Source organism: Streptomyces sp. NPDC005866 (assembly GCF_040629895.1).
In the GTDB taxonomy this organism is placed as follows: Bacteria; Actinomycetota; Actinomycetes; order Streptomycetales; family Streptomycetaceae; genus Streptomyces.
In genome coordinates this window covers 258,500-272,789 of sequence record NZ_JBEXWP010000003.1, presented here as the reverse complement: position 1 = coordinate 272,789, position 14,290 = coordinate 258,500, and the positions used below count along the sequence as shown (strand labels likewise).

Below are 14,290 nucleotides of genomic sequence, written 5' to 3'. Positions count from 1 at the left end.
GGCCGTCTCAGCCCCAGTCCACAGCCGCTTGCTGGAGCCACTCGTGTGCCCGCGCCACATGCGGCATCGCCAGCGTGCCGGTCCGCACCACCAAAAAGTACGTCCGCAGCGGTGGTACCGCGGGCTCGTGCAACGCCACCACCTCGCCGCGGCCCAGGGCGGCCGTGCACAGATAGCGGGGCAGCACGGCGACGCCGGCGCCCGCGACCGCACAGGCGAGGACCGCGCGCAGATCCGGCACGACAACCGTGCCGGAGGCGGCCGGTCGGGCGTCGAAGACGGAACCCCAGTAGCGGGAGACGAAGGGCAGCGACTCGTGGACCTCGACCACGGGCAGGTTCTCCAGGGCCGGTGCGCCCTTGTCGCGTACCGTCCCGGTACCGATCTCCTCGGCCCAGCGGGGAGCGGCGACCAGCACATGCTCCTCGTCGCAGAGGGTGGTGGCGGTGAGCAGGGCGCCACGCGGCCGGGCCGTACTGATGGCCAGATCGTGGTGGCCGGCGGACAGCCCCTCCAGGGTCTCCTCGGCGTTTCCGAACGAGGCACGCAGCGCGAAGCCCTGGCCGTCGTCGCCGGCGAGCTCCGAAAGGGCGGGCAGGGCGCGCTCGGCGGTGAACTCGGGCGGGCCGGCGAGATGCAGGGTACGCACCGAGGACTCGTCGTCGAGGCCGCGTTCCGCTATCTCCACGAGCGCGTCGAGGTGCGGGGCGGCCTTGTGGGCGAGTTCGTCGCCGATCGTCGTCGGGGTCACCCCACGGGCCTGCCGCAGGAAGAGCGGACGGCCCAGCTGTCTTTCCAGTGTGCGGATCTGAGAGGTCACGGCCGGCTGCGAGAGACCGAGCAGGGCGGCGGCGCGGGTGAAGGAGCCGGCCCGGTGCACGGTCACGAAGGTGCGCAGCAAGGCCAGATCCATCGCCCACCTCCCCTTCGCCCTGCCCATGCGGCCCTCGGGGCAGGTCCTCAACTATAAATAAGTCGATAGGTCTCTGCCCCTACAGTGATTGGACACTGACGCAGAGTCAACTAGCCTTGTGCGCGCGGTTCTTGGCGCGCGAGAACCGGGACGGTCCGAGCCACGAGGGGGGAGGCTCGGACCGTCCGCTATACGCAGTCGGGCTCGCGGGGGCGTCCGTAATCCGGTCACCGGTCCGACTCGTCGAGCGCGCGGCACACATCGGCCACCAGATCTTGGGGATCCTCGGCCCCGACCGACAACCGAATGAAGCCCTCCGGTACGTCGTCCCCGCCCCAGCGCCGCCGTCGCTCGGCCGTGGAGCGCACCCCGCCGAAACTCGTCGCATCGTCGACCAGCCTCAGGGCTTCCAGAAAACGCTCGGCACGCGTGCGCGTGGGCAGCGTGAAGGAGATCACCGAGCCGTAGCGGCGCATCTGCTGCGAGGCGATCTTGTGCGCGGGGTCGTCGGGCAGCCCCGGGTAGCGCAGCCCGGTCACGTCCTGCCGCTCGCGGAGCGTCTGCGCGAGCACCAGGGCGGTGGCGTTCTGCCGGTCCACCCGCAGTTGGAGGGTGGCGAGGGAGCGATGGGCCAGCCAGGCCTCCATGGGCCCGGAGATCGCGCCGATGATCTTGCGCCAGCGGCGTACGGCGGCCATGGCCTCCGTGTCGCGCCCGGCGACGTACCCCAGCAGGACGTCACCGTGGCCGGTGAGCTGCTTGGTGCCGCTGGCCACGGAGAAGTCGGCGCCCAGCGCCAGCGGCCGTTGGCCGAGCGGGGTGGCGAGGGTGTTGTCGACGGCGACGAGTGCGCCACGCGCGTGTGCCGCCTCCGCGAGTCGCCGGATGTCGCACACGTCGAGCCCGGGGTTGCACGGCGACTCGATCAGCAGCAGCTTCGCCCCGTCCAGGACGTCGAGCTGGGCGTCGCCGGCGGTCGGAGCGGTGCGCACCTCGATGCCGTACGCCTCCAGCTGGGCGCGGATCAGGGGCAGCACCTGGTAGCCGTCGGACGGCAGCACGACCGCGTCCCCGGCGCGCAGCTGCGAGAAGAGCACGGCCGTGATGGCCGCCACGCCGGAGGCGAACACCAGCGTCTCGACATCCTCGCCGGGCGCCTCCAGCTCGCCGATGGCGCGCTCCAGATGGGTCCAGGTCGGGTTCTCGTCGCGGCCGTAGGCGTACGGCCCGCTCACCTCGCCCGGCAGATGGAAGTGTGCGGCGAAGACCGGCCCGGGCAGGGTCGGTTCGTTCTTGACCGGCTCGGGCAGTCCGGCGCGCACCGCGCGCGTGCCCTCGCCCATCACGAAGCCGGAGCCGGAGCCGGACGCGCCGTCGGAGTCGGAGTCGCTCATGCCACCGTTCCCTCCACTTCGTCGCGTACCGCGGTGAGCAGTCGCTCGCTCGCCGCCTCCACCATCCCAAGACACTCCTCGAAGCCGTCCAGCCCGCCGTAGTACGGATCCGGTACGTCCAGGTCGTCACCGGCAGCGGGGTCGTAGGAGCGCAGTAGCCGCACCTTGCGCGCGTCCTGCTCGGTGGGGGCGAGGCGGCGCAGGGCCTTGAGGTGGCCGGCGTCGAAGGCGAGCACGAGGTCGAGGCGGGCGAACCAGGACGCCTGGAACTGGCGGGCGGTGTGCTCGCTGTCGTAGCCGTGCTCCCGGAGGACTCGGACGGTGCGCGGGTCGGCGTCGTCGCCCTCGTGCCAGCCGCCGGTGCCGGCGCTGTCGGCCTCGACACGGTCGTCGAGGCCGGCCTCGGCTATGCGGGAACGGAAGACGGATTCGGCCATCGGGGAACGGCAGATGTTGCCGGTGCAGACGAAGCAGACGCGATAGGTCATCGGGCGCTCAGTCCGTGTCGGGAAGGATCATGTTCAGGGCCCAGGACACGATCGAGATGATCAGGCCGCCCAGGACGGCGGTCCAGAACCCCTCCACGTGGAAACTCAGGTCGAGCTTGTCGCAGACCCACGACGTCAGCAGCAGCATCAGCGCGTTGACCACCAGGGTGATCAGGCCGAGCGTGAGGATGAACAGCGGGAAGGTAAGGATCTTCACGATCGGCTTGACCAGGAAGTTCACCAGACCGAACACCAGGGCGACCAGGATCAGCGTCCAGACCTTCTTGGTGGTGCTGTCGCCGGTCAGGGTGATCTTGTCGAGCAGCCACACGGCGACGGCCAGGGCGCCCGCGTTGGCGATCGTCTTGACTACGAAATTCTTCATGTGTCTGATCGTGGCAGACGAGATCGGATGCAAGCAGTGAGGCGAGGGTGAACGACAGCGATGAAGGCATTCCGGCTGGATGAACTGGAGGCGGAACGCGCCGCCAACGACGGGGCCTACCTGCAGTTCCTGCGGGAGCGGAACATGTCGGTCGGCCTCTACGCCCTGAACGCGGGCGATACGGACCCGCAGAAGCCGCACAACCAGGACGAGGTCTACTTGGTCGTCAGCGGCCGCGCCGCGATCACCGTCGGCCTGGAGACCACGCAGGTGGCGCGGGGCAGCGTGGTGTACGTGCCGGCCGGGGTGGCCCACAAGTTCCATCACATCAGCGAGGACCTGAGGGTTCTGGTCGTCTTCTCTCCGCCCGAGGCCTGACATCGGCCCTCGGGGTTCCCTAGGGGAGAGGTCAGGGGAGGACAAGGGATCAGAGGCCCCCGAACGGCCCCTTCCCGGCCCTAGCATCGAGTGCAGGACATCGCATCGTGCGGCAGGCACGAGACCGACCGTACGTGCCGAAGCGCACGGGAAAGCAGAGGGCAGGGCAATGCGAGAGATCTTCACGGGTCTGCCGTGGTGGGTGAAGTGGATCGCGGTGCCGGTCATCGCGCTGGTGGTGTTCGGCGGCCTGATCGGCGCCATCGTCGGCTTCCTGGCCTATCTGCTCTTCAAGTTGCTGATCTTTGTGGCGCTGGTCGGGGGACTGATCTACATCGTGCGGAAGTTCATGGCGAGTTCCTCGTCCAAGAGCGACTGGTGAGAACCGTGGGAATCGGTGACCGGTAACAGGAATCGCCGGTTCCCTCGGGGGAGGGAAGTTTCCCGCACGGGCGGACCGGGAGCGGTGGCGGCCGGTTAGAGTCGCTGACCTCCTCGCGCTCCGGGAGTGACCCTTGGCCACGCTTGACGCCACCTCCGCACCCACGGAACACCCTTCACCCCCCACCCAACGCCGTTCCAGCACACCCCCCGTGCAGCGGCCGCCCGCGCCTCCCGATCCCGCACAGCCGCACTCGGCCACCCTCATCGGTTCCGTGCAGCGTGCGATGCGTCTGCTGGAATGCGTCGCCGGACACCAACACGGCGCCCCCGCCAAACAACTGGCCCGCGAGACCGGCCTCGCGCTGCCCACCGCCTACCACCTGCTGCGCACCCTGGTCCACGAGGGCTATCTGCGCCGCGACAAGGGGCTGTTCTTCCTCGGTGAAGCGGCGGAGCGGCTGAGCAGCAGCGGAGCGCAGCAGAAACGTCGCAGCGCGGTTGCCGACACCCTGGCCCACTGGCGGGATTCGATCGGTGCGCCGGTGTACTACGCGATGTACCGGGACGGCGAGATCGAGGTCATGTGCGTCTCCGACTCCCCGGGCACCCCGGCGGTCGAGGAGTGGGCCGACTTCCGCGAGACCGGGCACGCGCATGCCATCGGCCAGTGTCTGCTCTCCCAACTGGACGAGAGCACCCGCCGCGACCATCTCGACCGCTACCCCGTGCGGGCCCTCACCCCGTACACGGTCCGAGACGGCCATGCGCTATTGCGGCGGGTGGAGCGGACGCGACGCATGGAACCGGTGGTGGAGCGCCAGGAGTATGCGCTGGGGACGGTGTGCGCGGCGATCCCCATCACCGTCGGCACCACGGCCGCCACGATGGCCATCTCCCTCCCCCTCAACCAGGCCGACAGGCTGCTGCCCGCCGCGCGACGGCTTCAGGCCGAGGTAGGACGGCATCTGGGAGCACTGGCGATCTCTATCAGTATCTGAAAACTCACTCCTTGTGATCTCCCGTGCACGTTCAGCAAGATTTGACCACCATCAAAGGGGTAAAATCCCGGCCAGTCGGTGTCATATGACGGGGTAGTCGATGCGCGAGTCCGTACAAGCAGATGTCATGATGAGCTTCCTCGTCTCGGAGGAGCTCTCCTTCCGCATCCCCGTGGAGTTGCGCTACGAGACCTGTGATCCGTATGCCGTGCGGCTCACCTTCCATCTGCCCGGGGACGCGCCGGTGACGTGGGCTTTCGGCCGTGAGCTGCTGATCGACGGGGTGGGCCGGCCGTGCGGGGAGGGCGATGTGCACATCGCGCCCGCGGACGCCGAGGTGCTGGGCGAGGTGCTGATCCGGCTTCAGGTCGGCGGCGACCACGCGGTGTTCCGGTCCTCGGCGCCACCGCTGGTGGCCTTTCTCGACCGTACGGACAAGCTGGTGCCGCTCGGCCAGGAAGGCGCGCTCGCCGACTTCGACGCCCATCTCGACGAGGCCCTGGACCGCATCCTGGCCGAGGAACAGAGTGCAGGCTAAGCGTTACGGCACCGGGGCGCGAACCGATCCACCGCACCACGTGAGCACGCGCAGGAACGCTTCTGCGCGTCCCTGTGGCGACGCCACGAGCGGATGCCTTGAGCGTCCCCGGACGGGTGCCGAAACGCTTCTCCTCACCCGGCCGTCCTCGTGCGCCGCCCAGTGCCCCCTCACCGCTTCCGGCGTCGCCCTCGCCCGCCCCGCGCCGGGGCCTCCGCGGGCGCGACCGCCTCCTTGCGCTGCCGGTCGGCCGAGACCACCAGGGCCGCGAGCAGTGTGGTGACCGGCACCGAGGCGACCAGGCCGATCGAGCCGACCAGTGTGCGCACGATCTCCTCCGCCACCAGCTCACTGTTGGCGACCGTCGCCACGCTGCTCTGTGCGATGGAGAAGAGCAGCAGCAGCGGTAGCGCGGCGCCCGCGTAGGCCAGGACGAGGGTGTTGACGACGGAGGCGATGTGGTCGCGGCCGATACGGATGCCGGCCCGGTACAGCCCGCGCCAGCCCATCGTCGGGTTGGCCTCGTGCAGTTCCCAGACGGCCGAGGTCTGGGTCACCGTCACGTCGTCCAGGACACCCAGCGAACCGATGATGACGCCGGCCAGCAGCAGACCGCTCATGTCGATCGACGGGTACAGACCGTGGATCAGGCCGGTGTTGTCGTCGGTGTTGCCGGTGAGCGCGGCCCAGTTGATGAACTCCGAGCCGAGGACGCCGATCAGGCACAGCGAGACCAGCGTGCCGAGGACCGCCACCGATGTCCGCGCGGAGAGCCCGTGGCACATGTACAGGGCGATCAGCATGATGGCGCTCGCTCCGATCACCGCCACCAGCAGCGGGTTGGAGCCCTGCAGGATCGCCGGGAGGATGAACAGGGTCAGCACCAGGAAGCTGACGGCCAGCGCGACCAGCGCCATGACACCGCGCAGGCGGCCCACCACCACGACGGCGAGTGCGAAGATCCCGGCCAGCAGCGCCATCGGGAACTTCCGGTTCACATCGGTGACCGAGTACTGCAGGTCCCTGGGCGCCGAGGGCTCGTACGCGACCACGACCTTCTCGCCCTCGTGCAACTGGCGTGACTGGTCGGGCTGCACGATCTCGTTGAACGTACGGCCCTTGTCCTTGCCGGTGTCGACGCGGATCGTCGCCTTCTTGCAGGTGCCGTTCTCCTCCTGCTGGGCGGAGCTGCCCTCGGCGGTGGAGGTGTCACCGGTCGCGCTGTCCCCGGAGGCGTTGACCGACTTGCAGCTGACTGAGACGACCTTGGTGACCGTGGCCGCCTGTGTCTGGCGGTCGAAGCCGACGCCGGTGCGCTCGTGGGGCGGGGCACCGCCGGGCCACAGCACCACCAGGCCGGCCACGACCGCGGCGGTGAAGGGGATGAGGATCGCCGCGATGACCTTGCGCAGGTGCTTGGAGACGGGCGCGGCGGGTCCGTGGCTGTGGCTGTGCGAGTGACCGTGCCCGTCGCCTGCTCCGGAGCCGCCCTGGCCGGGCCCCTGACCGGGCGGGTGACCGTGGGCATGGCCGTCGTCATGGCTGAGGCCGTTTCCGTGGTCGTACTGACGGCCGCCCTGCCCGTGGTCGTGTCCGTCACCGGCACCGTGGCCCCCGTGGCCGGTTCCGCCGCCCTGTGTGGCGCCGTTGCCGCGCCTCGGCTCAGGGGGCGGATAAGGGTGCTGCTGTGTCGTGGTCACCGCCCGATCATCGCAAGAACGGCAGGGGCCCTCTGTTCACCGCGCCCGAATTGACGCTAGCGTGGAGGCACCTTTGCACACGCGGGAGCTCGGAGCACCGGGCTGAGAGGGCGCTGACCTCCGTATTCGCGATGTTTCACGTGGAACGAGTGATGTTTCACATGAAACGCCGCCCGACGGAATCCGCTGCGTCGACCGCCGAACCTGTTACCGGGTAATGCCGGCGTAGGGAGTAGGTCTCATGACCAACGAGGACGCACGCACGCCTGCCTTCGGCCAGGACGAACAGCCCGTTGCGGGCGAATCGCCCCAGGAGGCCGGGAAGTCCATCGGCTGGCACAAGGGGTATGTCGAGGGCTCGCGCCCCGACCTCCGGGTGCCGGTCCGTCAGGTGCATCTCACCAACGGGCAGTCGGTGTCGCTCTACGACACCTCCGGTCCGTACACCGATCCGCTCGTCGAGACCGATGTCCGCAGGGGCCTGCCGCCGCTGCGGGAGAACTGGATCATCGCCCGTGGTGACACCGCCGAGTACGCGGGCCGGCCCGTCCGTCCCGAGGACGACGGGATCAAGCACACGGCGCCGCGTGGCGGGCTGCGCAACCTGGACGCCGTCTTCCCGGGCCGCCCACGCCAGCCGCGCCGCAGCCGGGACGGCGAGACGGTCACTCAACTGGCGTATGCCCGCCGGGGTGAGGTCACCCCGGAGATGGAGTACGTGGCCATCCGCGAGAACGTCTCCCCCGAGGTCGTCCGTGAGGAGATCGCGGCGGGACGGGCCGTGCTGCCGGCCAACGTCAACCACCCGGAGATCGAGCCGATGATCATCGGCAAGCGGTTCCTGGTGAAGGTCAACGCCAACATCGGCAACTCCGCGGTGACCTCATCCATCGAGGAGGAGGTGGAGAAGATGACCTGGGCGACCCGCTGGGGCGCCGACACGGTCATGGATCTGTCCACCGGACGCAACATCCACACCACCCGCGAGTGGGTGCTGCGCAACTCCCCCGTCCCCATCGGCACAGTGCCGCTCTACCAGGCCCTGGAGAAGGTCGACGGCAGGGCAGAGGAGCTGACCTGGGAGATCTACAAGGACACGGTCCTCGAACAGGCCGAACAGGGCGTGGACTACATGACCGTCCACGCGGGCGTGCGCCTGCCGTATGTGCCGCTCACCGCCAACCGCAAGACCGGCATCGTCTCGCGCGGCGGCTCGATCATGGCGGCCTGGTGCCTCGCACACCACAAGGAATCGTTCCTGTACGAGAACTTCGAGGAACTCTGCGAGATCCTCGCCGCCTACGACGTCACGTACTCGCTGGGCGACGGCCTGCGCCCCGGCTCCATCGCGGACGCCAACGACGAGGCGCAGTTCGCGGAACTGCGCACGCTAGGGGAACTCAACCGGATCGCCAAGCGTTTCGACGTACAGACCATGATCGAAGGCCCGGGCCACGTCCCGATGCACAAGATCAAGGAGAACATCGACCTTCAGCAGGAGATCTGCGATGAAGCTCCGTTCTATACGCTCGGCCCGCTGACCACGGACGTCGCACCGGCGTACGACCACATCACCTCCGGTATCGGCGCCGCGATGATCGCCTGGTGGGGCACGGCAATGCTCTGCTACGTCACCCCCAAGGAGCACTTGGGCCTGCCCAACCGGGACGACGTGAAGACCGGCGTGATCACCTACAAGATCGCCGCCCACGCGGCCGACCTCGCCAAGGGCCACCCGGGCGCGCAGGAGTGGGACGACGCGCTGTCCGACGCCCGCTTCGAGTTCCGGTGGGAGGACCAGTTCAACCTCGCCCTGGACCCGGACACGGCCCGCGAGTTCCACGACGAGACGCTTCCGGCGGGGCCGGCGAAGACGGCCCACTTCTGCTCGATGTGCGGGCCGAAGTTCTGCTCGATGAAGATCAGCCAAAGCATCACAGAGCGGTTCGGTGGTGCTGCGGCCGAGGGGGCGTCACCCGAGGAGGTCGCGGAGGGGATGCTCCAGAAGTCGAAGGAGTTCGCGGCCTCGGGCAACCGGGTGTATCTGCCGCTGGCGGAATAGTCGTTGCCGCACGGAACGACCCGCGCGTAGTGGACTCGTGGGTTCGGTGCGCCGGGCGCCATCTGGTCGCTCTTTCCTGGCAGGCTCCGCGCCGGGGTGAAGGAAACCTCGGCGCGGCCGCTGCGGCATCAGACGTTGGCGTAGCCGGGGATGGCGGCCTTGATGCGATCGAGTTCGCGTGCGTCGGAGATGCCCTGGAAGTCGTGGCGGGGGGTGTAGGGCGCCTCCAGGCGGCGGGCCTCCTCGTCGGTGATGTCGAGGTCGAGCGAGGCGACGGCGTCGTCGATCTGCTGCGTCGTGCGGGCGCCGACGATGGGGGCCGCGACGACGGGGTTGCGGCGCAGCCAGGCCAGGGCGACCTGGGCGCGGGTGACGCCGCGGGCCTCGGCGACGGCGCCGATCTCGTCGATGATCTGCCGGTCGCTTTCGGTGTTGGTGTAGAGCGTGTCGGCGTAGGCGCCGTCGGTCGCGGAGCGCTCGCCGGCGTTCGCCTGGTCGAAGGGGCGGGCGAGGCGGCCGCGGGCGAGAGGGCTCCAGATCATGGTGGCGATGCCCTCGTCGGCGCAGAGCGGGAGCATTTCACGCTCCTCCTCGCGGGCGAGCAGGTTGTAGTGGTCCTGCAGGGTGACGAACCGGGCCCAGCCGTGGCGCTCCTGGAGGTGGAGAACCTTGGCGAACTGCCAGGCGTGCATGGAGGACGCGCCGATGTAGCGGGCCTTGCCGGACGTCACCACGTCGTGCAGGGCTTGAAGGGTCTCCTCCAGCGGCGTGTCGTTGTCGAGGCGGTGGATCATGAGGATGTCGACGTGGTCGGTGCCCAGGCGGCGCAGGCTGTGATCGATCTCGCTCATGATCGCCTTGCGGGACAGGCCGCCGCCGTTGGGGCTGCCAGGGCGCATGACGTGGCGGATCTTGGTGGTGATGACTACGTCCTCGCGGTTCGCGAAGTCCTTCAGGGCGCGGCCGAGGATCTCCTCGCTCGAGCCGTAGGAGTAGAGGTTGGCGGTGTCGAAGAAGTTGATGCCCGATTCGAGGGCGTGCTTGATCAGGGGCCGGCTGGTCTCCTCGTCCAGAGACCAGACGGGGTGGCCGCGGCCGGGCTCGCCGTAGGTCATGGCGCCGATGGCGACAGGAGAGACGTCGAGGCCGGTGCTGCCGAGCTTGATGTAACGCACGAAGGGACTCCTACAATGGGAACGAGAACAAGCGGAGAGCTCTCCGTTTGACCTTTGTGACATTAGCGGAGAGCTCTCCGGTTCGCAATCGGACGACCGCACGCACGCCAGGAGGACCCATGCCCGACGCCGCGCCGCAGCGCTCCGATGCCCTGAAGAACCGGGAGGCGATCCTCCAGGTCGCCCACGACGTGCTCGCCGAGTCCGCCAACGCCTCGCTCAACTCGATCGCCAAGCGCGCGGGCGTCGGCCCCGGCACGCTGTACCGGCACTTCCCCACCCGTGAGGCGCTGATCCTGGAGGTCTACCGACACGATGTGGACCGCCTCGTCGACTCGGTGCCGGACGTCCTGGCCGGCCACGCCCCGCTGGACGCGCTACGGCAGTGGTTCACCAGCCTCGCTGCCTACGTACGCCTCAAGCACGGCCTCGGCGACGCGCTGAACACCGCCGCCGCACAAGAGGTCGTCAGCACGACGTCCGTTTCCGTCACTGCCGCCGTCGGCCGGCTCCTCGGCGCATGCGAACGCGCCGGCGAGGTGCGCCCTGGCCTCGACCCCGGCGACGTCATCATGCTCATGAGCTGCCTGTGGCGTACCCCCGAAGGCCCCGATGGCGCCGCCCAGGCCGACCGCCTGCTGGAACTGGCGATCGACGGCTTCCGGCCGTAAGCCGTCCGCGCGCGGTGCTCCGGTTAGGGCAGCCGGAGACCTGACGTCACCGTCTGCCCCGGTCGCAGTGCGGGGGCGGCGGTGAGCGGGGCTGCCATCGATCGTTTCCCCGCCCGAGGCGTGGTACCCCGAGGGCGTCCTACCATTTCCTGTGGTTTTCGGGTCGGGCAGACGCTACGTCGGCGGCATCGACGAGCAGCAACTGCTGGAGGAACCGCACGTGGTCTCCAGGGCGACAGGGTGCTGCACCTGAGGTTCAAGGTACGCGGCCAGATCTCTGACGACTGAGGTCACGGCAGTCGACACACAATGCGCCCACGTGATCAACGTCGCCGCATCTACATTGAGACTGACAGTCGGCGTTGGCGGGTTGGTCCGAGGCGTGCCCGACAGCCGAACCTCACTGGTCCATCAAGGAGTTCAGATGCGCCTGAGCAAGCGTGCGGTTGCCGCCGTGTTCGTGGCCGCCGCAGCCTTCACCGCCGTCGCGCCCCAGGCCATGGCCGCCCCCATGCCCTGGGAGACCAGCAAGACCCCCGCGGTCACCACTCACCAAACCACCTCCGCGGTGGCCGGCAAGAGCGGCACGGTCACCGTGCTGTGCGTTGGCGGCTGCTACCAGTAGACGGCCGCGCGCAGCGATCACCCCGTGCCGCCGGCGGACGTGCCGGTGACTCCCGGAGTCGCGTGCACCGGGTACGGCGTTGAAGTCGGGAGCGTGCGGCGGCAGTTGGTAAACGGTCAGCCGTAACCGGGCGGCGATCGGCTCACGCACGGTGCGGCTGACGTGCGTGTTCAAGTTGCCGCATGCCAAAACGACGGAGCCGCCGAGCTGCTGGCGTGGGTGTCCGGCTTGCGCCCCCGGCCGGGGGCGCAAGCCGGGTTATTCCGGCTGGTGTTCCGGGCCTCCGAAGTCCGGGCTGCTGTAGTCCGGGCTGGTGAAACTCGGCCGGGGGGCGGGTGCGGTGCCGTCGTCGGTGCTGAAACCAGGGCGGTCGTAACCGAGGCGCGGCATCCGGTTGCCCGGGCCCGACGGGGTCGTACGGCGCAGTCCGGCCGTGCCGGGTTCGGTGGCCAGCGCTTCCCGCAGGAAGGGCAGGATGCCGCGTTCCAGCAGGGCGCCCCGCCAGGCATCCCTGGCCTTGGCCACCTCCCCACCGGGTTCGCCGTAGGCTCCGGCCTCCAGCGAGGGACTGTTGCGCAGAGCGGTGAGCAGCAGTCCCGCGCCGGCCATGATGATGGCGGCCGCGGTCAGGACGCCGAACACCCAGCCGGCGGTGAGCATGGTCTGGGCGAACGCCGGGGCCGGATCCAGCATTTTCAGGACGTAGCCGACGAGCAGGAAGATCGCGGCGGCGGTGCCGGCGAGCACGGGTGCCAGGACCAGGGCGAGGGCGAAACCTCCGGCGCCCGTGGTCTCGGCGGCCTCGCCGAGGGTGGTGGCGAGCCCCGTCGCACCGCCCGTGGCCGACTCCGCGGAGCCGGATTCCTGGACGGTGGCCGGGGTGGACCGCGCCGGATTGCGCAGTTCCTCGCGGACCTTCACATAGTGCTGGTACTCGGTCGCCGCGGCCGCCGTTATCAGTGCGGAGGCGTTGAGCGCCATGGTGCGCAGCTGTTCGGTGTTCAAACGCCGGCCTGTACCGGCCAGTTCGGGACGGGAAGGGGCGGAGCGCAGCGCCTCATCGAGGATCCGCTCGTATTCCTGGCGGTCCTCGCTGTGCAGGTGCTGCGGAACGCTGTTCATGTGCATCCCCCGATGCTCCGTAGGGCTTGGGGCTCGCACGCCGGCGAGCCGTCGGGCAGAAACGGAGGGGAGCCTGCTACGGATAAACCGATGGTAGAGCCGTTAAGGCACGCGGTGACAGGGGGTTGCCGGAAATTGGGGATGGCCCGCGTGTGACATCGGGGGACAGAAGCGCGTGCCGAACGCTCAGACCTCCAGCGGAAGTTGCCTAACCAGCAGCTTTCCGGCCATGGTCACTCCGCCGTCCATGGCGATGGCGAGCCCGTCCGCGTAGACGTGCGGCCCCTCCACAACGGGGCCGGTGCTCTCTTCGCCGTCCTCGGAGCCGACTTCCCCCAGCAGATAGGGAATCGGGCTGTGCCCGTGAACGATGCGGGTGCCGCCGTACGTATCGAGAAGGGAACGGACGGCGTCTGCACCTCCCTCGTCGCGGAAGGAGAACCGCTTGGTGAACTTACGGAACAGATCCCAGACCTCGTCCGCGTCGTTGCGGGTGATGGTCTCGCGGACCGTGTCGTTGACCGCCTCGATCGAGTCGCCGTAGTCGAGGTAGGCGGTGGTGTCGGAGTGGACCAGCAGATAGCCGTCGACCTCCTCGACCGCGTCCAGGCGGGCCATCCACTGGAGGTGGTGGTCCTGGAGCCGGTCCATGTCGCTCTTCTGCCCGCCGTTGAGCAGCCAGGCCGCCTGGAAGGTGGCGGTGCCCGCGCCGGAGTTGACGGGGGTGTCGCCGAACCGCTTGGCGCCGAGCAGCAGCAGCTCGTGGTTGCCCATGAGGGCCTTGCAGTAGCCGCCGGCCGCGGCTGCTTCGGCGGACAGCCGCATCACCAGGTCGATGACGCCGATGCCGTCCGGGCCTCGGTCGGTGAAGTCGCCGAGGAACCACAGCCGGGCGGTGCCCGCACACCAGTGCCCGTCCGCGTCGACCAGGCCCTGCTCCCGCAGCGCGGCCATCAGGTCGTCGAAGTATCCGTGCACGTCCCCGACGACGTACAGCGGGCCGGGACCGGCCGCGAGCTGGGCGGCCGGGGCGACGGCCGGGTCGACGGGCATCTGGAGCGTGTCGCCGCGGTTGATGACGGGCAGGTCACGCTGGGTGGGCGTGTACCCCTCGGGAGGTGCGTCGGGGTACGGCTCGTCGAGTGGCGGGGCGACGTCGCCGGGGTGGGTGCTCTGCACGTACGGACCGGTCTCGTTGACGTACGCGGGCACCCGGAAGTCGCGCAACGTCGCTGTCCGCTCCGCCTCGGGTCCCTGACCGGCCCCCTGAGTCATCAGACCCCTCCACCATCGCGCCGCATCTGCACCGCTTCGGACTGCCTGGTCGCAGCGGCCCGCGGTGTCGTGGGCCCATCATAGGAATGCCCGTCGCGCCGTGTGATGACCCAGGGGTGGTGAATCGGGGCAGGACTCCAGTTCAGCGTGGCTTTCGCCCCGGTTGGGCCGGGGTTCGACCA

The 14,290-nt window shown here is 69.2% G+C and carries 15 protein-coding genes and 1 riboswitch; of the genes, 7 read left to right on the top strand and 8 right to left on the bottom strand.

Annotation, left to right across the window (positions count from 1 at the left end; genetic code table 11):
* Window positions 1-7: 7 nt before the first annotated feature.
* The 4 genes from ABZ396_RS06050 to ABZ396_RS06035 form a co-directional block, all read right to left on the bottom strand.
* Window positions 8-913 (bottom strand): LysR family transcriptional regulator, encoded by a 906-nt coding sequence (locus tag ABZ396_RS06050; RefSeq protein ID WP_358915068.1) that lies wholly within the window; start codon window positions 911-913, stop codon window positions 8-10.
* A gap of 227 nt (window positions 914-1,140) precedes the next feature.
* The gene (locus ABZ396_RS06045) at window positions 1,141-2,307 is read right to left on the bottom strand and encodes a cystathionine gamma-lyase (RefSeq protein ID WP_358915066.1); all 1,167 of its coding nucleotides are present in this window, start codon (window positions 2,305-2,307) and stop codon (window positions 1,141-1,143) included.
* Window positions 2,304-2,795 carry a low molecular weight protein-tyrosine-phosphatase gene (locus ABZ396_RS06040; protein ID WP_358915064.1) on the bottom strand — a complete coding sequence of 164 codons (492 nt, stop codon included), beginning with the start codon at window positions 2,793-2,795 and terminating at the stop codon, window positions 2,304-2,306. The genes ABZ396_RS06045 and ABZ396_RS06040 overlap by 4 nt, the downstream gene beginning before the upstream one ends.
* Before the next feature lie 7 nt (window positions 2,796-2,802).
* Window positions 2,803-3,180: a phage holin family protein gene (locus tag ABZ396_RS06035; RefSeq protein ID WP_358915062.1), complete on the bottom strand. Its 378-nt coding sequence runs from the start codon at window positions 3,178-3,180 to the stop codon at window positions 2,803-2,805.
* A gap of 60 nt (window positions 3,181-3,240) precedes the next feature.
* Between ABZ396_RS06035 and ABZ396_RS06030 the strand changes: the two genes are divergently transcribed.
* The 4 genes from ABZ396_RS06030 to ABZ396_RS06015 all read left to right on the top strand — a co-directional run bounded on the left by ABZ396_RS06030 (window position 3,241) and on the right by ABZ396_RS06015 (window position 5,478).
* Window positions 3,241-3,558, top strand: a complete 318-nt coding sequence (locus ABZ396_RS06030; protein ID WP_358915060.1) for a cupin domain-containing protein — start codon at window positions 3,241-3,243, stop codon at window positions 3,556-3,558.
* 169 nt (window positions 3,559-3,727) lie between these two features.
* Window positions 3,728-3,940, top strand: coding sequence for a DUF5326 family protein (locus tag ABZ396_RS06025; protein WP_358915058.1), 213 nt, complete (start codon window positions 3,728-3,730; stop codon window positions 3,938-3,940).
* 211 nt (window positions 3,941-4,151) lie between these two features.
* Window positions 4,152-4,940, top strand: coding sequence for a helix-turn-helix domain-containing protein (locus ABZ396_RS06020; RefSeq protein ID WP_358915056.1), 789 nt, complete (start codon window positions 4,152-4,154; stop codon window positions 4,938-4,940).
* Between the two features lie 100 nt (window positions 4,941-5,040).
* Complete coding sequence (locus ABZ396_RS06015) at window positions 5,041-5,478, top strand: SsgA family sporulation/cell division regulator (RefSeq protein ID WP_358915054.1); 438 nt, start codon at window positions 5,041-5,043, stop codon at window positions 5,476-5,478.
* A gap of 170 nt (window positions 5,479-5,648) precedes the next feature.
* Here the strand turns inward: ABZ396_RS06015 and ABZ396_RS06010 are convergent, their stop codons facing one another.
* Window positions 5,649-7,178: a YibE/F family protein gene (locus tag ABZ396_RS06010; RefSeq protein WP_358915053.1), complete on the bottom strand. Its 1,530-nt coding sequence runs from the start codon at window positions 7,176-7,178 to the stop codon at window positions 5,649-5,651.
* 71 nt (window positions 7,179-7,249) lie between these two features.
* Window positions 7,250-7,427: riboswitch (TPP riboswitch) on the top strand.
* Here ABZ396_RS06010 and thiC point away from each other — a divergent pair.
* On the top strand, window positions 7,420-9,240 hold the full coding sequence (gene thiC / locus ABZ396_RS06005; RefSeq protein WP_358915051.1) for a phosphomethylpyrimidine synthase ThiC: 1,821 nt from the start codon (window positions 7,420-7,422) through the stop codon (window positions 9,238-9,240). (Overlaps the previous riboswitch by 8 nt.)
* 128 nt (window positions 9,241-9,368) lie before the next feature.
* Here thiC and ABZ396_RS06000 read toward each other — a convergent pair whose 3' ends face one another.
* Complete coding sequence (locus tag ABZ396_RS06000; protein ID WP_358915049.1) at window positions 9,369-10,415, bottom strand: aldo/keto reductase; 1,047 nt, start codon at window positions 10,413-10,415, stop codon at window positions 9,369-9,371.
* Between the two features lie 119 nt (window positions 10,416-10,534).
* Here ABZ396_RS06000 and ABZ396_RS05995 point away from each other — a divergent pair, with 119 nt between their 5' ends.
* Both ABZ396_RS05995 and ABZ396_RS05990 read left to right on the top strand, forming a co-directional pair.
* Window positions 10,535-11,086 (top strand): TetR/AcrR family transcriptional regulator, encoded by a 552-nt coding sequence (locus ABZ396_RS05995; protein ID WP_358915047.1) that lies wholly within the window; start codon window positions 10,535-10,537, stop codon window positions 11,084-11,086.
* Window positions 11,087-11,510: 424 nt separating this feature from the next.
* Window positions 11,511-11,711 carry a hypothetical protein gene (locus ABZ396_RS05990; RefSeq protein WP_358915045.1) on the top strand — a complete coding sequence of 67 codons (201 nt, stop codon included), beginning with the start codon at window positions 11,511-11,513 and terminating at the stop codon, window positions 11,709-11,711.
* A 258-nt stretch (window positions 11,712-11,969) separates the two neighbouring features.
* Here ABZ396_RS05990 and ABZ396_RS05985 read toward each other — a convergent pair whose 3' ends face one another.
* Window positions 11,970-12,839, bottom strand: a complete 870-nt coding sequence (locus ABZ396_RS05985; RefSeq protein WP_358915043.1) for a hypothetical protein — start codon at window positions 12,837-12,839, stop codon at window positions 11,970-11,972.
* Between the two features lie 180 nt (window positions 12,840-13,019).
* Window positions 13,020-14,108 (bottom strand): metallophosphoesterase, encoded by a 1,089-nt coding sequence (locus ABZ396_RS05980; RefSeq protein WP_358915041.1) that lies wholly within the window; start codon window positions 14,106-14,108, stop codon window positions 13,020-13,022.
* Window positions 14,109-14,290: the final 182 nt, after the last annotated feature.